At 48.4% G+C, this 20,061-nt stretch carries 15 protein-coding genes; 9 read left to right on the forward strand and 6 right to left on the reverse strand.

What is annotated here, in order from left to right; translation table 11 throughout:
- The first annotated feature begins 39 nt into the window (after positions 1-39).
- On the forward strand, positions 40-279 hold the full coding sequence (locus tag BZJ21_RS01800) for a YdcH family protein (RefSeq protein ID WP_025744348.1): 240 nt from the start codon (positions 40-42) through the stop codon (positions 277-279).
- 13 nt (positions 280-292) lie between these two features.
- Positions 293-1,414 carry a PQQ-dependent sugar dehydrogenase gene (locus BZJ21_RS01805; RefSeq protein WP_077668982.1) on the forward strand — a complete coding sequence of 374 codons (1,122 nt, stop codon included), beginning with the start codon at positions 293-295 and terminating at the stop codon, positions 1,412-1,414.
- A gap of 103 nt (positions 1,415-1,517) precedes the next feature.
- Here the strand turns inward: BZJ21_RS01805 and BZJ21_RS01810 are convergent, their stop codons facing one another.
- Entirely contained in the window at positions 1,518-2,357 is an 840-nt protein-coding gene (locus BZJ21_RS01810) for a 2OG-Fe(II) oxygenase family protein (protein WP_077668983.1), read from the reverse strand.
- A gap of 191 nt (positions 2,358-2,548) precedes the next feature.
- Between BZJ21_RS01810 and BZJ21_RS01815 the strand changes: the two genes are divergently transcribed.
- A complete protein-coding gene (locus BZJ21_RS01815) occupies positions 2,549-2,929 on the forward strand; it encodes a glutaredoxin family protein (protein WP_025744879.1) in 381 nt (126 codons plus the stop codon).
- Between the two features lie 123 nt (positions 2,930-3,052).
- Here the strand turns inward: BZJ21_RS01815 and BZJ21_RS01820 are convergent, their stop codons facing one another.
- Together BZJ21_RS01820 and BZJ21_RS01825 are read right to left on the reverse strand one after the other, a co-directional pair.
- Positions 3,053-4,468, reverse strand: a complete 1,416-nt coding sequence (locus BZJ21_RS01820; RefSeq protein WP_077668984.1) for a Na+/H+ antiporter NhaC family protein — start codon at positions 4,466-4,468, stop codon at positions 3,053-3,055.
- Positions 4,465-5,625, reverse strand: a complete 1,161-nt coding sequence (locus BZJ21_RS01825) for a trans-sulfuration enzyme family protein (protein WP_077668985.1) — start codon at positions 5,623-5,625, stop codon at positions 4,465-4,467. Before BZJ21_RS01825 ends, BZJ21_RS01820 begins: the two co-directional genes overlap by 4 nt.
- Positions 5,626-5,859: 234 nt before the next feature.
- Between BZJ21_RS01825 and BZJ21_RS01830 the strand changes: the two genes are divergently transcribed.
- Both BZJ21_RS01830 and BZJ21_RS01835 read left to right on the forward strand, forming a co-directional pair.
- Positions 5,860-6,372, forward strand: a complete 513-nt coding sequence (locus BZJ21_RS01830) for a hypothetical protein (RefSeq protein ID WP_077460873.1) — start codon at positions 5,860-5,862, stop codon at positions 6,370-6,372.
- Positions 6,373-6,461: 89 nt separating this feature from the next.
- Positions 6,462-8,417, forward strand: a complete 1,956-nt coding sequence (locus tag BZJ21_RS01835; RefSeq protein WP_077668986.1) for a putative bifunctional diguanylate cyclase/phosphodiesterase — start codon at positions 6,462-6,464, stop codon at positions 8,415-8,417.
- On the opposite strand, the gene BZJ21_RS01840 is transcribed toward BZJ21_RS01835, so the two are convergent.
- Together BZJ21_RS01840 and BZJ21_RS01845 are read right to left on the reverse strand one after the other, a co-directional pair.
- Positions 8,382-9,740 (reverse strand): hypothetical protein, encoded by a 1,359-nt coding sequence (locus BZJ21_RS01840; RefSeq protein WP_077576138.1) that lies wholly within the window; start codon positions 9,738-9,740, stop codon positions 8,382-8,384. The genes BZJ21_RS01835 and BZJ21_RS01840 overlap by 36 nt on opposite strands.
- A gap of 492 nt (positions 9,741-10,232) precedes the next feature.
- Positions 10,233-11,177, reverse strand: coding sequence for a chemotaxis protein CheV (locus BZJ21_RS01845; RefSeq protein ID WP_077460871.1), 945 nt, complete (start codon positions 11,175-11,177; stop codon positions 10,233-10,235).
- 415 nt (positions 11,178-11,592) lie between these two features.
- On the opposite strand from BZJ21_RS01845, the gene BZJ21_RS01850 reads away from it, so the two are divergent.
- Both BZJ21_RS01850 and BZJ21_RS01855 read left to right on the forward strand, forming a co-directional pair.
- Positions 11,593-12,522 carry a chemotaxis protein CheV gene (locus tag BZJ21_RS01850; protein WP_025744876.1) on the forward strand — a complete coding sequence of 310 codons (930 nt, stop codon included), beginning with the start codon at positions 11,593-11,595 and terminating at the stop codon, positions 12,520-12,522.
- Between the two features lie 282 nt (positions 12,523-12,804).
- Positions 12,805-13,110 carry a DUF496 family protein gene (locus BZJ21_RS01855; protein ID WP_077460870.1) on the forward strand — a complete coding sequence of 102 codons (306 nt, stop codon included), beginning with the start codon at positions 12,805-12,807 and terminating at the stop codon, positions 13,108-13,110.
- A 48-nt stretch (positions 13,111-13,158) separates the two neighbouring features.
- On the opposite strand, the gene BZJ21_RS01860 is transcribed toward BZJ21_RS01855, so the two are convergent.
- Complete coding sequence (locus BZJ21_RS01860) at positions 13,159-14,874, reverse strand: IucA/IucC family protein (protein WP_077668987.1); 1,716 nt, start codon at positions 14,872-14,874, stop codon at positions 13,159-13,161.
- A gap of 204 nt (positions 14,875-15,078) precedes the next feature.
- On the opposite strand from BZJ21_RS01860, the gene BZJ21_RS01865 reads away from it, so the two are divergent.
- Positions 15,079-17,274, forward strand: coding sequence for a TonB-dependent receptor (locus tag BZJ21_RS01865; protein ID WP_077668988.1), 2,196 nt, complete (start codon positions 15,079-15,081; stop codon positions 17,272-17,274).
- A gap of 112 nt (positions 17,275-17,386) precedes the next feature.
- Positions 17,387-20,053 carry a GNAT family N-acetyltransferase gene (locus tag BZJ21_RS01870; RefSeq protein WP_077668989.1) on the forward strand — a complete coding sequence of 889 codons (2,667 nt, stop codon included), beginning with the start codon at positions 17,387-17,389 and terminating at the stop codon, positions 20,051-20,053.
- The last annotated feature ends 8 nt before the right edge of the window (positions 20,054-20,061 follow it).

Raw genomic sequence — 20,061 nt, forward strand, 5'->3', positions numbered from 1 at the left:
CCTAACCTTATAAAAGGCAGGCCGATAACAGGAGGCTGTATGCAAGGAGAAAACCACGCACTCGTTTTTGATTTCCCGGAGCATCGCGATCGTATCCACCACCTTAAGCAATATGACCCCGCGTTTCAGCTCGATGCGCAACGCTATCATCAACTCGATCACCATATTCGTGGTTTAGAGATGAACCAAATCCCCACCAGCGACGACATCTTTACTGCCATGAAACGACAGCGCGCGCACCTCAAAGACCGCTTGTACGAAAAACTACGCACACATTAATGGGAGGTGAGCAATGCGTTTGTCGCATTCACTGTGCTTGGTCGTTCTGTTTCTTGGGACAATAGGGGCTGCAGAGGCAAAAACCATCAACACGGAGGCGGTGAGCCTTCGTGTCGAAACACTGAAATCCGGCTTTTCTCATCCATGGGGGATCACTGAGCTTCCGGATGGCGATCTACTGATTACCGAGCGTGACGGCAAGCTTAAACGGCTGACACCCAATGGGCTGGTCGTCTCCATTTTAGGCACCCCAAAAAACGTGTTTCAAGAGGGGCAAGGGGGACTATTAGATATCGCCTTGGCACCTGATTTTGCGACCAACCAGCGTTTATATCTTTCCTATGCCGCCGTCGACGAGCGAGGACAAGCCGGTACTGAGGTTATAATGGCCACACTGTCTAAAGATGTACTCATTGACAGTCGTGTTATTTTTAAAGCCTCTCCCAAACGCAGTGGCGGGCGCCATTTTGGCAGTCGTTTATTGGCTACTTCTGAGCACCTATATATCACGCTCGGCGATCGTGGCCACCGCGATCGCGCGCAATTTGCCGACGATCATCTGGGCACGCTCGTGCGTCTTAATCTTGATGGTACAGTGCCGAAGAGTAATCCCTTCCTACAGGCGGATGACAAACGTGCGGAGGTGTTTAGCTTCGGGCACCGAAATATCCAAGGCATCGCCCTCGATAACACAGGCACACGTATTTGGGCACATGAGCACGGTCCCCAAGGTGGCGATGAACTCAACGTTATCCTCGCCGGTGAAAACTATGGCTGGCCGACTATAACATATGGCGTTAACTATGGACTGGGCACACAAATCGGAGAGGGGACATCAAAACCAGGGATGCGCCAACCGGTTTATTATTGGGATCCGTCAATTGCACCGTCAGGCATGATCATGGTTGACAGTGATCGCTTCCCAATGTGGCAAGGCAACCTGCTGCTTGGCTCTTTAAAATTTGGGCTATTAGTCAGGCTAGTATTGGAAGATGGCAAAGTGATTCATGAGGAGCGGATGCTTGATGGTCAGTTTGGTCGTATTCGTGATGTTATCCAAGCAAACGATGGCAGTATATTGTTACTGACAGACAGAAGTAACGGGAGTTTATTGAAACTGACGCCTTCCCCTTAAAACTATGCTCGTACTTGTTTTAGGTGACCGTATCAGGACGAACGATAGGGTTTTAACGCTGCCGAGGCAATATCTTATCTCGGCAGCTATTGGAGGCCTAAGGTTAAATCACGCCCAGCTCACGCAGACGTTCCATTAAGTAGCTTTTCGCAGTGTGGCGAGAAGACAACACCACTTCTGGTTTGGGATGCAAAAACAGTGGTAAGGAAATACGTGCTTTAGTTTTATCTGCCCCCTCAGGGTTTATCACGCGATGGGTGGTTGATGGAAAATAGCCGCCCGATGCCTCTTGCAGCATATCACCAATATTGACAATCAAATTGCCAAAATCACACGGTACATCCAACCAACTACCATCTTTGGCTTTCACCTGCAGGCCCGGCTCATTCGCCGCCGGAAGGATAGTGAGCAAGTTAATGTCCTCGTGCGCGGCGGCCCGGATTGCACCTAGTTCTTCATCACCGTTTAACGGCGGATAATGTAATACGCGCAGTAACGTCTGTTCGCTCCCCGCAATCATACTCGACAGTGATTGTGAGTAGTGCTCACTGACGCTGACAGGCGATTGACGCTCAACCCAAGACAACAAGGTTTCAGCTAAACTGGTCGCTTGTTGATAATAAGATTGCAGGTTATCAACAAGCGCTTCAGGACACTGCCCCCAAGGGTAATAATGAAAGAACTCCTTTAGATCACGCTTGGTATGGCCTTTCGCCGTTTCCGCAATTTTAGCGGGGAAAAAGCCATCTTGCGTGTCTGACTTAAAGGTGAAATCGTGCTTTTCCTCGGTGTTAAAAAAGCCTTCCCACTCTTGGTAAATATCAGCGACTCGCTGCTGTTGTAGCGGGTGGTTTTTAAGAACGCCAAAGCCTGTTTCACGTAAAGATTCAACAAATGCTTGCTCCGCATTCGGTGCTTGGAAGTCAATAGCTTGCAGTATCATAGGGTACTCGTAATCGTTTGCTTTTTATCGTGAGGTTGTCGCATGCATAGTCTAACAGCGCGATCGAGAGGCACAACGCGATTCTGTACTCAGGTAGAAACACTTTATTTCCATACAGGAACAATATGTTAACGATGAGCAAACGTGTTTGGCGTGTTACACTCTGGCTTTATTGAACGCATGGAGGTTATATGGGCGTTATTCGTTGGATCCTTGGAAAAATTATTCTCGTTGTCGAGGCCTTAACCAAACCTAAGTCTCCCAAGTTAAGTGCCGAACAAACACAAGCACTTGAGCGGTTGTCAGAACAGTTCACGCTCTATCAATTTGCTGCATGCCCGTTTTGTGTCAAAGTTCGTCAGGCGAGTCGCAAACTAGGGCTACCTTTGGCGGTCAAAGATGCCAAACGTGATATGGCCGCACGGCAAGCGCTTGAGCAAGGTGGTGGCCGTATTAAAGTGCCCTGTTTGCGTATCGAAGATGATGCTGGAGACACGCGCTGGATGTACGAATCGGATGACATTATCGCGTATTTAAATCAGCAAACAGCACCCATCATCAACAAGATCTAGCCAATCGTTTAGAGGGGGCTTTTTTGGTGACAACGCCCCTGCTTGCCTTTTCGCCTCAATGCAGTAACAACGCTTGCATTGAGGTTATTCAACCGCCCGCGCCATCGCTTGGGGAGTCTCTCTTTAAATACTCCCTAAGACCGCAAATGCCACTGTGCTGACAGCTCCCACGACCATAACGTAAGGAAATTGCGTACGGATATGATCAACGTGATCATTGCCTGTTGCCATCGACGCAACAATGCCGGTATCACTGATTGGTGACGTCATATCGCCAAAAATCGCCCCAGATATCGATGCGCCAATCATCAAGTGCGGGTCAATGCCTGCCGCAGCGCCAACCTGAATACCTATCGGGATCATGATTGCAAACGTGCCCCACGAGGTCCCGGTCGCCAGTGACATGATAGCGGCAATCACAAAGACAAAAGCGGCTGATAATCCCGCAGGCAAAATGCCATCAATCACTTGGGTAATATAATTACCCGTATGCAAATCAGCCGATAAATCCCCCATCAAAAATGCCAGTGACATAATTGCCCCCAGTGGCATCATATTGGCGTATCCGGCTAACAGGTGGCGGAAAAAGGCATCTAACGACAAGACACGCGTGCCGATAAAGAAAGCCATCGCGACCGCAGTCCCTCCCATCACCGCCCAAAAAACAGCAGTCGAGCCAGATCCAGAGGCAATATCGCCATTACCGGTGATAAACAGGCCCACCGGCACCATTAAAATGGTGCTCAGTAACGGCAGAACAAAATAGCTCACTTTGCCTAGCGGCTCATCATCGCGCTGATGATCGCCAGCAATAGGAAAGGCGCCCTCACGCAGTACTTGCCCGGCTGCTGCACGTTGGTCAGCTTTCGCCATTGGCCCCCAACTCGCCCCAGTGAGCACATAAAACAGCACTGCTAGCAAGGAGAGCCACGCCATTAAGTTGTAAGGAATAGCGTGCAATAGAATGTTGAAGGGCTCCCCTTCAACATAACCTTTGCTGACTTGCACGCCGATAATCGCCATCATCGCGGCACCCCAACCATTGATCATCACACTAGAGCAGGTCGCGACGCAGGATGACTGGATCACATAGGCGAGCTTCTCGCGAGAGACGCGATAGTGATCGGCTAAATCACGACTCACCGTCCCCGCTGACATAATGGAAATGGAGCTTTCAATAAAAATCAGCATGGTGGTGACCATCGCGAGCAACTGCACCGCAATCGGATTTTTCACCAATTGAGCACGCTCGGTGAGCGCATGAATCACGGCCCGCGTGCCACCAGTGACTTGGATAAGACGAATTAATCCACCCACCATAAAACAAAACAAGATGGTGCGCGTGTTTCCCGCACTGGCAAACACACCAATATAACTATCCAGTGCCTTGGCGACGCCAGCGAATGGATTGAAATTGGCGATCACGGTATAACCCACCATCGCCCCTGTCAGTAGCGACAGAATGACCTGACGCGTGACCACCGCAAGCACAATCGTGACCAGGGGCGTCACCACCGTCCAGACGCCATAATCGGTCATGATGCCTCCTGATCGAGCGCATACAGGAGATCATCAATCAAGTCACGACTGTCTTCAATGCCGACCGAGAGCCGGAAGGTGGTATCGAAAACCCCCATCGCCTCGCGTTCCTCTTCACTCATGGAGCCGTGAGACATGGACGCTGAATGGTTAATCATACTTTCCACACCACCCAGCGATTCCGCCAAGATAAAGTAACGTAAGCGGCTTAAAAATCGCTCGCTTTCGACCCGCGTGCCTTTTAACTGAATGGTGACGACTGCTCCCCCTGAGCGCATTTGCGTCTGACAAAGCGCATGTTGCGGGTGTGACGGTAAGCCCGGATAGAAAACCGCTTCAATGGCAGGGTGGTTTTCCAGCGCGGTCGCAACGTTTAGCGCATTATCGCATTGACGCTGCATACGCAGATCGAGCGTTTTTAATCCGCGTAACGCGAGATAAGCATCAAATGGTGAGGCAATTGCGCCGACCGTGGTTTTGGCAAAATCAATTTTTTTCGCCAAGGTTTCATCTGCGGTGACCAGCGCGCCGCCAATCATGTCAGAATGCCCACCAATGTATTTGCTGGTCGACAACATCACAATATCCGCCCCCAAGCTCAGTGGCGTTTGGTTCCAGGCGGTCGCAAAGGTGTTATCCACACAGGTTAATAAGGCATGCTCGCGGGCAAACTGGCAAATCGCAGCAATATCAACCAGTTCTAACAAGGGATTCGTCGGAGTTTCAATCCAAACCATGGCAGTACTTGGTTTGACGGCTGCCGCCACGGCGTCCAAGTCATTGAGATCAACATAATCGATACTGAGTCCGTTATTGCGGGCGCGGAGTTTGTCGAACAAGCGATGTGTACCCCCATACACACCACGCATCGCAATAATGTGCGCGCCTGCGGGTAGCAGTTCTAAGGCCAAGGCTGTCGCAGCCATCCCCGAGGCCGTCGCGGTCGCATAACAGCCTTGCTCGAGCGCCGCCAACGCACTCTCGTAAGCATATCGTGTTGGATTGCCAACACGGGAGTAGCCAAAGTCTGCTTGATGGCTCAGATCGGGCTGAATAAAGCTACTGGCGGTATAAATCGGAGTAAAAGCCGCATGGTGACCTTTGTCGGTTTGATCACCACCATGAACAGCAAGGGTAGAAAAATGAGGATTTCTCATGTCAGAGCTCTTTATTGGTATAAAAAATCGTTAAAATGGAAAATATAAGTCATTATCACGACTATAAAACATAATGACATGATAATACCCGCACAAATAAAAACTTTAACAGAATTATATTCTATTACGTTCTATATAATAACTGAGGGCATGTTAGCGATTTATCCGTACTTTCTTGAGGAAGTTACCCGCTCAAGCTAGGTTTAAAAAATAACAGCACAAGGAAGGAACAACATGGTAACCATCGAGAGTGCAACGACACAGTCGCATAAAAAGCGCAGCACACACTTTCTTTTGATAGCGACAGTATTCTTGGCATTGCTAGCATCACGTGTTGAAGCTACGCCAATGCTGAAGATATCCGGTGACGTAGCAAAACAAACGCTAACCCGTGAACAACTCATTCAGCTGGCGGATCGCACGATCAAAACACAAACGCCATGGACCGAAGGAGAACAGGTTTTTCTTGGTGTCTCTGCCCAAAAACTGTTAGAAACGGTGAATAAGCCCGCACATAGCCTCAAAGCCTATGCGCTGAATGATTATTGGGCGACAATTCCGAGAGACGATATCAAAAAATATAATCCCATCTTCGCGATTAAAAAGAATGGCGACTGGATGCGGGTTCGAGACAAAGGTCCCATTTGGGTTATCTATCCACTCTCGGCCTTTAGCCAACTTGAAAATGAAGTACTACACAGCCGAATGGCATGGCAAGTCAATCGTGTTGAAGTGTTAAAAGAGTAGCGTCCAGCGCCTATATTAAAAAGCACAATGCGGCGAAAAACAGCCGATAACACCACTTGAGATAGAGAGTTGATGAGGTACAAAGTCGAATGGTAAAGCGCCCTCTTATTGCTTTTGTTATGTTTGTCTTCACGGCTCTACTCTTGACCGCGACGGCGCTTTATCAATTTCATCAAGCTTATACGAAACAAACACTTCATACCCAGCTGTCTGCCTGGGCACTTGCCCAAATGGAATTAGAGACCCTCGAGTTTCGAAATGACTTGGCACTCTATCTTGTCGAGGATTCAAGCCCAAGACGATCACTGCTTCTTACCTATGACATCTTATGGAGTCGGTACGATACATTTTTAAGTAGTCAAGAAACAGCGGCAATGCGACGCGCTTTCAATGCCCAACCTATTGTGGAGCGCGCTTTTCGACTCATTCAACGGCATGAGCAGGCTGTGTTAAACGGTGATCGAGAACGGCTTCAAAATTTGCTCAATGAAATAGACATTGTGCTTCCCCAAATTCGTAACTTGATGGTGAATAACTTTACGGGTCCAGCCTCCATCGAACAGCGCGCATTTCTCGATGAGAAAATCAAAGTGATGTACGCTGCAATGTTCATACTCACATTAGTATTGATTTTTTTCGCGTTTCGCCTGTATCGCAATAGCAGCAAGCAACAAGAATTGGCGTGGCAGGATCGCCTCACCGGCTTACCCAACCGAAACTATCTTCTGGACTGCCTGTATAAAGCGGTCCAGCAAAACCGTATACATACCTTACTGTTGATAGATATCCGTCGTTTTAAAGACATCAACGATTTGATGGGGTATGAGCAAGGGGATAAGGCATTAACAAAACTTGCCAGTCAGTTAAACAGCATTTGTTTGCCTTATGGGTATCCATGTGCGCGTGTCAGTAGCAATGAGTTTGCAGTGCTTGCTTACTCGGATGGTCGTCATCTCAGCTTTTTCACCCAACCATTATGTGACTCACTACGTCGTGCTATTGACAGTATTTATCCAGGCCATCGATTGTCCTTGGCAATAGGTATCGCAAAAAGTCTTGATGTTGATACCCACTCAGGAAACAGTCACTGGCAGTTTGCCAATGAGTTGCTTAATAACGCTGACCTTGCCTTAATGAGAGCCAAACAAGCGCCTGTCACGAAAGACAGTATTGACACCTTTAAAACGGAGTATGAACAAGAAGCGCAACAACGTCGTAGGCTCCGCGATGAATTAAAGGCCCACTTGATAGACCCATACCAAGATGCACTTTATGTCGCTTTTCAGCCTATTGTATCGGCGGATCCAAATCGATTAGGTTGCGAGGCTTTAGTTCGCTGGCATCATCCTGAGTACGGGCCAATTAACCCGGAACTTATCGTAAATGTCGCCGAAGAGTCAGGGCTCGGGCAGCGCTTAGGTACGTGGATACTGCAACAAGTTCATCTCGCGCTCAATACAGAATGGCAAAGTATCAATACGCATATTGATATCGCCGTTAACCTTTCCGATTCATTTTTCAATGAGTCTTTAATTGCTGATGTAATAACGATTTTCGCCAAACACCCAGAACAACGCAAACAACTCATTTTTGAAGTCACAGAAACAATGACCATTGATGATATCGGTCGATTCAGTCTTTTGATGAACCAGCTTCGTGATGTCGGGATCCGTATCGCGCTTGACGACTTTGGAACCGGCTGGTCGTCCATGGCAGTGCTCAATCATTTAAGCTTCGACAAAGTCAAAGTCGATCGCTCATTTGTCACTGGCATGGCAGATATAACACGACAGCAAGTGCTCGTTGATACCATTTGCCACATGGCCCACCAACTTGGTATCCATGTGGTCGCCGAGGGAGTTGAAACTAGGGAGCAGTTAACCAGCCTTCAGCAAATGGGGGTCGATGAGTTTCAGGGTTATTTTTTCGCCAAACCCCTATCAGCAATAGACTTTTATGCATTTTGTATTGACTACCTGAACCAGAAGAACGTATTACTTTCCAAGCAATCAATCAAAAACCTCTTCAATATCAACAACTTTTGACCTATTTACTGTGATTTTCCAGCGCTGATAAACGGTTGACTGACCTTTAATCCGTTGGCAGCTGATCAGATTAAATTGATGCCGTTTTTCCACCGAATCTTTTAGCACTTGTCCTTCATTAAGGCGATACAAGCGTTGGCTACCGCGGTCCATTAACCGAGAAAAAGAGCGAAAGTCAAATTTCCATACATCTCTGGTGGTGTCGTATCCCGATAAAAAACGGGTCGTTTCTAGTTGTGTTTTTACCTTAAGTCGTACAACCGCTTCTTCTCGCTGACGCAATTTACCACGGCGTAGCTTTTTCACCTCATCAGGTAAGGTGTTATAGTCAAGGTAATCAAGCCATTCAAGCTGTCGTCCAATTTGCCTATTCGACGTCGGATCAATAAAGCGCTTACGCCATTTGGGGCGACCTCTACGGATCCACCGCCAAAGCGCTTCACGCAAATCATCTTTAAAGATCTCACGTAATGCATAGATCCCTGCCATTGCAAGCACAAAAGACAACGTGATTTCTCCCAGATACTGACGAGCATGAATAATCACCGTGGTCACAAAGAGCATCACAAACGCGGTCGCTGAAGCCTTAGCAAGCTTATTCAGATTTTTGCCCAAAGCCTGTGGAATTTGTCGAATCGTGACAGGAAATTCAATCAATCGGCGTGCTAAACGCATCTTATTGACCATACGCGTTGGATCGCGCACCGCTTTATCCGAGTTATAGCGATTAACCAGTCGATGCGCCTCTTCAGCCTGACATAGCTCAATCAATTGTTGACGGACCGTTTTATACACGTTCCCACGTGGCATATGCGCAAGTAGCGAGAGGAAACGCTGTTCCGTCAACCATGACAAGTAATTATCAATGTTATGATAGTACTTGAGCAGTTTGGTATCTTGCGGTTTATAGCGGCGTAAACGACGCAAAATTTCAACCGCCATTTCAATGGTATCTTCTAACTGCTCAAGAGCATCAGCGTCATCAAGCCCTGATACGGACTCAAAAAAGTCATGCGTCGCTTTTTCCAGTGACAAGGCGTATTGATAGGCATAAAGACTCAAGCTGACGCGATATTGCTCAGTAGGAAGTTTATCGCGACTGGCTAGACGGGCATGAACGAGCGGTAAGTGATAGCGGGACGTGAAATAAGTACGACTATTAGCAAGCACGCGGTAGTAAAAATCGTCTTCAGACAGCACATGTTTACCAAACTTCAGTTCGCCAGGCACGAAAAGGTAGAATGCCACCTCTTGCGCACTCACTTCTTCATTAAGCACCGCTATCCTGACTGACAGCCCTTCATGTTTGTCTACCGTGATCACGACTACTCTCCTGTGAACGCCACCCTGTTTATGCCGCGCCAACCCTGTTACGCGACCGCGCTATGTTTCAACCAAGCAAGATCTTTCAACGAAACAGGCGCTTCGCCTCGCGAGTATCGCATATTTGCTAAGATTCTGTTTGAAAACTTAGGCTCTATTTAAAAACTTAGGCTCTGTTTAAAAACGCAGATCCTGTTTAGAAACGTTATCACCGCTCAAAACAATATGGTTAAATTTTAGCCAAACCGTATAAATTAGGTTTCCTTCCCGCTCTTACCTGACGTGTTACCATTACTTACAAAGAAATTAACGAGGTTATCCACAGATACGGTAGATAACTTTATGCCCCGAACGCTAAATGTAGTTCAACCAACACCATATCTAGTATGCGTTTTAGCGACCCACGAATAATGGTCGTGGCCAGATCCTCACAATGTCATACAAAAAAAGCGAGCCACTGCCCGCTTATGTATTCTCAGACGCCAAGGCTATTTAACTTGCCACAACCTGACGTAAGCGCTCCTGTACCACATTCACTAGAAGATCAGGTTGGAATTTGGAGATAAACCGATTACACCCTACCTTCTCAACCATTGCTTCGTTAAAACTGCCACTCAACGAGGTATTTAGTGCAATGTACAAGTCACTCATTCGGCTATCAGAACGCACTTCGTGCGTCAGTTTGTAGCCATCCATTTCTGGCATTTCTGCATCGGTGATCATCAGCAAAATTTCGTCACTGACATTTTTGCCTTCATCGCACCAGCTCTTCAGCAAATTCAATGCTTCAGCACCGTTTTTCTTGATGATGCACTCGACGCCAAACTGCGACAGTGTTTCACTAACCTGCGCTCGTGCCGTCGATGAGTCATCCACGACCAATACACGCTGTCCAGCCATGTAAGGCGTAATTTGCGGATCAAGCACATCTTCCGACACACCAACTTCATAGGCGACAATTTCTGCCAAGACTTTTTCTACATCGACAATCTCAACCAAACGAGTTTGTCCATCAAAGTCTTGGCGAGTAATCGCGGTCAGGTAGTTATTACGGCCTGAGCTTGCCGGCGGCTCCATGATTTCATCCCAGCCCATATTCTTGATATTAATCACTTGACCCACCAAGAAGGCTTGAATAGTGCGATTGTATTCCGTCACGATGACGTTGCACTCATCAGACATCCCGATGGTTCCCATACCAATCGACTGGCGTAAGTCAATCACTGGGATCGATTTACCTCGGATCATCGCCACGCCACGAATATTAGGATGCGAGCCCGGCATTTGGTTGAGCTTAGGCACCTTGATAACTTCGCGGACTTTAAAAACGTTGATGGCAAAAGGTTGGCTAGAACCTAGATAAAACATTAACAGCTCAAGGCGGTTCTCACCCACCAGCCGTGTCCGCGAATCTACCGAATCTAAAATATTGGTCATAGTTCACTCAACCGTCGTGTTACTGCTCATTCGCATGTATCCGGACACGTATATTTGCTTATCGACGTGCCGCTGTTCACGACTTTTCTATTGTGCTCTGGGCACCGAGACAAAAAAAAGTCTAGTCTTATTTTAGGTAAGATATGGCGACAGGCAACCTATTTGCTCATATTAGGCATACCTTTCGCCTTACAGCTTACCCGTTTTAGTCCCACATTTTAACAAAAGGTGCGAGGAAAAAGCGTGGCTGACACCACGTTTAAATGAGACTATCAATAAGTTTCAAATATGAGACAATACGGATGGATTAGGTATCTTTTCCCGAATCAGCCCCTATCCTTGTATAAGAATAGGTGAACAATGCTAAGGCTGTTACCATAACTAAACGATTGACGATTACACGCAGAGTGATGCTATGAAGAGCAAAGCTAATCAAGCACAAGGCATGTTGATGTTCCGCCTCACCGCCACCCAATCTTTCGCGATTGGTACGCTAAAAGTGCGGGAGATCATTCCTTTTCAGCCGCTCACGGATTTGCCCGGCTCCCATCCAACGGTGATAGGGACCACCAGTTTCCGTGGCATCGCCACCCCCGTGATTGATATGGCGAAAGCTATTGGCTACAAGCCTGTTGCCAAGTCCGAGTGGGCGTCTTGTTATATCATCGTCACGGATTGCCAACGCCGCGTGATGGGTTTTTTGGTACGTGGAATCGATAAAATCAGCGAATGTGATTGGCGCTCTATTTCTGAGCCGCCCGAAACCTTAGGAACGCGCGCGTTCTTAACCGGTGTTATGCACATCGACGATAAACTCGTGCAGCTCCTTGATGTGGAATACATCATGGAGCATATTTTCCCATCCGATCCCGACAAGCTCCATCCTATCTTAGCCGATGTGGATCGTGAAAAACTCAAGCCGATGAATATCCTGCTAGTCGATGACTCCTTAACCGCCAGAAGACAGCTTTCTGAGGCATTGGATAGTATTAACATCCCCTATTTTGTGACGAATAACGGCCTAGAAGCGCTGCAAATGATGAAAAACGCCGCATCAGCCGGCAAGCCGTTTGACATCATTGTCAGTGATATTGAAATGCCAGGCATCGATGGCTACGAGCTGGCGTTTGAAATCCGTAATGATGATAAATTGGCAGAAGCATACTTAATCCTGCATACCTCATTGTCCAGTGACATTAGCGTTGATCGTGCCAAACAAGTGGGCGCCCATGAAGCACTCACAAAGTTTGACGCCACCGAGCTGGTACAAGCGATGTTGCGCGGCGCCATGATGAAAACATCGGGTTCATCGGTCAAGTTAGAAGGTAGCCCAACCGACTATTGACGGTCATCGGACGGGCCATGGCTGGGATTGATATGTGTCATAACACTGTCAATGTCAGCCTGTTATCTTTGCCACCATCAAACAAGTTCATCGAGATGTAGGATGGTCGAAAAGGTGTTCGCCTCAGGGTATCTTAGTATCAAGGTTCATACTGACTCTTCTATCGCCCTCTCGGCGACTCAAGTGACCAAAAACTCTCCACCTCAAGCGGAAAAAGGCTGGGTTTGCTGCCGCGCTTGTGGTTTAATTTTTTCATACTTCAAAAAATAGAAGGCGACTATGATGACCAGCGTATACGAGATCGTTAAGCACTCACGACAAAAGAACAAGCTAAAACGCGAAATCCAAGACAACGACAAAAAAATCCGAGACAACCAAAAACGTGTTGTCTTACTCGAAAACTTGTTGGATTACATCCAACCAGAAATGTCGTACGAAGATATCGTCGAAATCATCAAGAACATGAAAGGTGATTATGAAGACCGCGTCGATGACCACATCATCAAAAACGCGGAGATTTCTAAGCAACGCCGTGAAATCAGCCGCACCATCAAAGAGCTCACCAAGCAAAGCAAGAGTGGGAAGTAATCCCGTTGCTTAACCGACTAAAAGAAACCCGCCAAAAGGCGGGTTTTTTTAAATGGCGAGAGGGTTAGCGATAGGCTCACCAAACATGGGCAACGGCCGTTCATTGCTATCATCGTAACCAATGTTGAATCTGACCCGATTGATACACACTTTCTCTTTGGTCTCACTCAACACATCAAACAGCGCAAAACGGGCGCTAAGCGCCGGATGCGCGTGTTGATAAGCCCGAAGCGTATCACCTAACTGGCGATAAAACTGAGTTTCACTAACGCCAAGTGAGACAAACCATGGCGAGATAAAGCGTAATGTCGTCACGAAATGTCCGGTGTACAGGTCGTGAACTAGATAGTGTGGTGGCAAGTGTTTAATATTACCTCGTACATCTTTATCCAAGCTATTTAGCTCCGGAAATGGCTGATCGACAAAGCGTAGGTCACCATGAAAATCTTTGATCATACAACCTACAGGGACGTCACCCTCAAGCACTACCGTTATGTTTTGCCCATGGGCGACGAGACCAATCCCGTATTGACACAGCAAGTGATAAAGGGGCACAACAACGTGATCAAACAAACGCTGCAACCATTCGTTAGGCGTTAACGCGGTGCGCGTAATCAGCGCTTCCACACAACTTATCCCATCGCCTCCGGCTTGCATCAACGTCGCCAAACTCATAGGTCGCTGATTCGATAGCAGCAAGCTTTCCGCACGTTCACGCCAAACACATCCCAACATCTCATGGTATTTGTAGCAACTGTCTATCTGCGCCTGATAGGGCTGTGGGCAATATACCCCTGCCACTTCTTGTTGCACGTGCATGCCAAGACGGGACAGTAGATCGTCCTGACTCACACACTCTGAGAGCCATTTTGACAGCACGGGGCCGTGCGCAATAAAGCTGCCGGGCACGCCGCGATAACAAGACGTATTAAGGATCGTCAGCGCGGTTTTAACATCGTATTTTCCTTGGTTATCCGCACGACTCAAGGTACGAATAGACTGTTGCGCTAGCCACTGCTCAGGACGCGTACCTAAATCAATTATCTTTCCAGAAGCAATTGAAGAAGCGTATTGGCTGTAGATATAACGCTGCATCTGCCAAGGATGAACCATCATGATAAGGTAATCATGCTTATCCGCCGGCAAGCGCGACATAAGCGCGTCATAAGCAGCTGGCGATAGTGTATCGATGAGCAAACTTGTCTGATCCAGCCCCTCACAAAAACCATGTTGTGCGCAGTCTCGATGTACAGCGATATAATGCAAGGCAAAAACGTTACCATATTCAGGTGCATACTGCTGGCTCTCTTGCTGTCCCCAGCCTAACCGGCCTTTGTTGGCAAGAAACTTAGGGTGTGCATCCAAATAGGCCTGGCGAGCCGATTCAGATAACGCGACCAGCTCATCGGCTGGCATAACATCTAACATTGCAAGATGTTGCTGTTCGGCGCTGAGGGTTTCTTGTAACTCTTCAATCAGCCCACCGAGGTGGAGTGGCGTCATCTTAATCTCTGGCTGTAAATCTATTATTAGCGCGATGAGCTCGGGCTGATGATTATCCCCACGTGACACACTGCCGATATCCACAATCACCATGCCCCATAGGCTCATGGTGGCTGAAAACGACCAGTTCGCATTAGGGAGAGTGAGTTGATAGTCGCGCCCTTCGGTATGAGAGACGGTAATCGCGTTTTCAAAATGAAGCTCTCTGATGGTTTTTGCGAGCAACTTCTGATTGGCTGTTTGCCAATAATTCCCCTGCATTTCCTATGTCCTTTATGCGTTATTTTTCACCAATTTAAGTGAAATGTGGCAATTCGGTTATCAATGTATTGACATAAGGAGCAAAGATCAATAATCATAATGATATCCATTATCATTTGATGATGGGAAAAAGGTAGTGATTCAGTAGTACTGCAGGGATGCAGCCTCACCAACCCTGCAGTGTTGTGACGAATAAGGATAATTATGAACACCATAAAAGCAGTCGGCTTTTCGCTCTCGCCTCTGGCGTTAGTGATCAGTGCCCATCTCGCCCATGCCGCCCCTTCTGCGGCCAATACCGAAACCATCATTGTGACCGGTAGTAAGATTCAAACGACCATTGCCGATTCCGCCAGCACCAACTGGGTAATCACCAATGAAGAATTAACCCGTGAAATTCAAGGCGGTGAGTCATTAAAAGGCGCGCTCGGGAAGCTGATCCCAAGCTTTGACTTTGGCAGCACCAACGCACGTACCAACGCCTCACAGAATTTACGTGGCCGCAGCGCGCAAATCATGATTGATGGCGTCGCATTGAATGCTGCACGTACCATCAGCCGCCAATTGGATAGTATCGACCCCTTTAATGTCGCGCGTGTTGAGGTACTATCAGGCGCGACCTCCATTTATGGCGCGGGCGCAACCGGCGGTATTATCAATATCATCACCAAACGCGGTGAAGCGGGCGATACCCAGCTCGAGGTTCACACCGGCGTCACCACTGGGTTTAACAACAGCGACGACCTGACCAAAAAAGCCGCGGTCGCGGTATCCGGCGGCAGTGATACCTTGCAAGGGCGCTTGTCAGTAGCGTATGAAGGCAAAGGCGCGGCCTACGACGGCAATGGCGATCCTATTCTGCCCGATGTGACCCAAACCGATACCCAATTTAATGACAGCATTGATGTGATGGGCAGCCTCGATTACCGCCCAGATGACCAACAGCACCTCTCTCTGACTGCGCAATACTATGACAGCCAGCAAGACAGTGATTACGGGTTATGGTTTGAAGATACAACGAAGCGAACGAGTGATGTTGAGCGTAGCGCAGGGCTTAAACTTGACGATCAACCTTTTACCGAACGTTTGATGCTCAATACCCAGTACAGCCATGCCAATGTATTAAATCATGCCTTACTTGCACAGGCCTATTATCGTGAAGAAACTTTCGGGAATTACCCGTTTCCGCGTGGAGGTATATTCAGCGCCTCTGAACAAAGTAATGACATCTTTGGCGCGAAGCTATTATTCGAGCGAAAGCTTGATACGCTTACACTGAACTATGGCGCTGATTATAGTTATGAAAAATTCTCAGCGGTTCAACGCGTTTACGATCGTACGAAAACAACACAGAGCAATGGGCTCGAATTTGAAGAAATAGGTACTGTTGGTCGCTATCCAGATTTCGATACGCAAAATGCTGGACTATTTGCTCAAGCAGATTGGGCGGTTAGCGAAAAACTTAATGCCTTCGCTGGTGTTCGATACCAATACACGCGATACAAAGGTAGTGACTTTGTGGGCTTCCTAGAGCAATCCTATATACTGTTCGGTTATTTACCCGATGCTGATGCCATCCCAGGCGGCACCACAGACAAGGATATTTGGCTCGCAAATGCGGGGCTCAAATATGACCTGACCGACAACCAACAAGTTTGGGCTAACTTTAGTCAAGGCTTTAATATGCCTGATCCTAGTAAATTTTATGGTAAGGGTAAGTATGACAAGGTCAAGGTAAGCAAAGACAAAGAGATGAGCAATGGCGAGCTCTTGAGCAGTGTAAATGTCAATAACACGCCTCTTGACGGTGCAAAAACCAACTCCTTTGAGCTCGGTTGGCGTACCCAGCAACAAGACTACAACGCACAAGTCGCCGCGTACTACTCGATTTCTGATAAGTCGTATAAATACAATAACGAGCTCGATGTTGAGTTAGCTAGCGATAAACAGCGTATCTATGGTATCGAAGGGCAAATTAAATACTACCTCACAGATAGCTGGTATAGCCGCGCACAAGGCCACCTCGTGCAAAGCGAAATCAAAAATAACGGTCATTGGGATGAGCTGAGTATCTACAATGCCAGCCCTTCCACCGCGATGGCGGCAGTGGGCTACGATAACTTCGATTGGGGCACCGAGCTAAACCTCCAACACGTTGGCAATCTGTCTGATGAAGATGGCGACCGCCTTGAGGGCTACGAGCTTGTCGGCCTCAATGGTTACTACACCTTGCCAGTCGGCCAACTTAACTTCGGCATCCAAAATCTGTTTGATAAAGACTATCAAACCATTTGGAGCCAAAAAGCGCAGAAAGTCTATAGCGGCCTCGCTAGCGCCGACATGTTTGACTACGCCGGCGTAGGGCGCACCTTTAGCTTAAGCTACAGCGCCACGTTTTAACTATGTTCCTTTTCGCGCCCAGTCCTCGCTGGGCGCCTTTTCTCCTAATTTGTTTCACTCATAGTTGCACCACAACATTGCCTTAGTAAGCCCGTGTCTGTAAGGAGTTGTCATGACACATCCCCTGAGTTTGAATGCGTTTTTCAATGCGTTGTTTGTCGAGCACCCACACACGCGTGTGATAAAAGGTCAGCCTGACCACGCCAGTTTCCCGTGTGAACACGGCGAATTATTATTACCGCTCACCTACACCTCAGCAGCCGGCCGTCATCGTTATCAAGGTGACATACTGTGGCGCGGTAGCGACGGTGAAACTGTCCCTACTACCTTTGCCGATGCAGTATGCCGTATCGCCGAGTTGGTACCCGAGTTGAGTGGCGAGCGTATCGATCGCTTTGCATCACGTGTTAGTCAGTCTGACGCCTATGTGCAGCGGGCAGAGGCACATTGGCAACACAGGTTCGCCGACCGCTGGCCACAGCGTTTTATCGAATCGGAGCAGTCTCTGACCGGCGGTCATAGCATGCACCCTGCCCCCAAGAGCAATGAACCACTGACGCCCGAACAGCAAGAGGCGTATCTACCCGAATTTGCGGAGTCATTTGCGATTGAATGGTTTGCGGTTGCGCCGGGGCAATGGACAGGTGAAGGGGTTAACCATGATGTACTCGACACCTTGCAATCCTTGTTTGTCGATAGCGTGGGCTTAACCCATGCGGCCAATTTGTCGCAAGGCTGGCTTCCCTTGCCCATGCATCCTTTACAAGCGCAAGCATGGCGTGACAGTGATGACGCTCGAGCACTCAAAAACAGCGTGATTGATTTAGCCTTGACCAGTAGCGGCTGGCTGGCCACCTCATCGTCACGCGCCATCTATCATCCCGACCATTCGTGGATGTTAAAAGTCTCTCTGCCTGTCAAGCTCACTAACTCGGTACGGCTATTAACCGCCACCGAAGCCAAGCGTGGTACCTTACTGAGTAAAATGCTCAACGCAGCCCCCGGACAAACGCTGCAGCAGCGAACCCCCACGACGACCTTTATCGAAGAGCCGGTCTGGTGCACCATTTTGTCCAAGCAAGGTGAGCCTTTATCACTGCCTTTGGTGAGCTTGCGCGACAATATTTTCGCCCACCAAGCCGATCAAGATGTCCACCTGCTCGCCAGTATCAACCAGCCACATGGGCAAGGCAGCCAAATTGGCGCGCTGATCGCGCAAGCCGCACAACATCATCAATGGACACAGCACGACGCCGCACATCATTGGTTAGCCGCCTTCTTGGACCATATTCTGTATCCCCTGTGTTTGGCACGCAGCGATTATGGCATCTTGTTACTGGCCCATCAGCAAAATATCTTGCTGCGTACCGCGCACGGTTTGCCTAGCGCCATGATGTACAGAGACTGCCAAGGTATTTGGATCACCGACCCTGCCCCTGCGCTGTTCCCCGATGCATTCAGTGAAGGGTTACCAAGCTGTTACGTCCCAACCGACAAGGTTGATCCGTATCTGAGCTACTACCTGATTGGTAATACACTAATCAATACACTTTCCGCGATCAGCGAAGCCACCGGTGTCACCGAGCAGCGTTTGTGGCAGGTATGCCGTCAAGCTTTCGCAACTTGGCGAGCGAGCCATCCTGTGGATAGCCGCCTGTATGACTATCTTCTCGACTCGCCGACCCTGCACTGGAAACGGAACTTCCACACTTTCCTCGCCGATCACAATGAAGCGACACTGGCCGATCCCAGCCAAATTTACACGGATATCGATAACCCATTTTATGGTGATAACGCACTGGGCTCATGCGTATTTAAACCGGTCAATCTTGATCGCACCGTGGGGCTTCGCAGCCACTCGCTCGACGCGTCTTATCACCTCATCGACGTGATGGAACATGGTCAAGCCAAAGCGACCTTCGTGCTGCACAAACCGGACAATGACACCGCAACGCTAACCACGCGCTATTGCAATGATCAATCACTCTGGTGGGCGGCGGTTGAGCACGCCTTTTATCAGCATCAGTGCCAAGCACTGTATGCCAGTGATTATCCTCACGCTCTGCAATCCGTCGTCGCCCCCTGCACACCACTGACACTGTCGCAGTTTAAACAACACTGCCCGATTTGGCACCAAGCTCAGTCACCCTCCAATGAGGTATACCAAACCGCAGAGAACGGTTTAACCCACCCAACGCGACCTGAGAAACCACAAGGCGTGTTCTATCGTCGCTACTTTTATCACCTCAAGCGCACACTAACGCTACGTCCAGCAGAAACGAAACGCGATCTTGCTTGCTTTCACGCCTGGCACAACCATCCGGATATTGCCCCGATTTGGGAGTTAGAGGGCTCGCTCAAGTTTCATCGCCAATATCTGCAAAAGGCCCATCACGATGCGCACTTGCTCCCCGTGATTGGCGAGTTTGATGGAAAGCCTTTCGGCTACTTTGAAATTTATTGGGTCGCGGAAGACCGGCTTGGACCTTACTACGATGTCGATGCTTTCGATCGTGGTATGCATATGTTAGTTGGTAATTCCGACTTTTTGGGTCGCCAATACTTTAATACCTGGGCGCAATCTATTATCCATTACTGTTTCTTAGCCGAGCCTCGTACCCGAAACGTAATGGGTGAGCCTAATGCAACAAATTGGCGCGTAGCCCGAATTGCTCGCGGTGTGGGCATGAAAAAACAAAAAGAATTCGATTTTCCCCATAAGCGCGCTGCACTGATGCAATGTGAGCGTGACGACTTTTTCGCACGTTATGCGCAATAAGGATGCAG

The organism is Salinivibrio costicola subsp. alcaliphilus, assembly GCF_001996185.1.
Lineage (GTDB): Bacteria > Pseudomonadota > Gammaproteobacteria > Enterobacterales > Vibrionaceae > Salinivibrio > Salinivibrio costicola.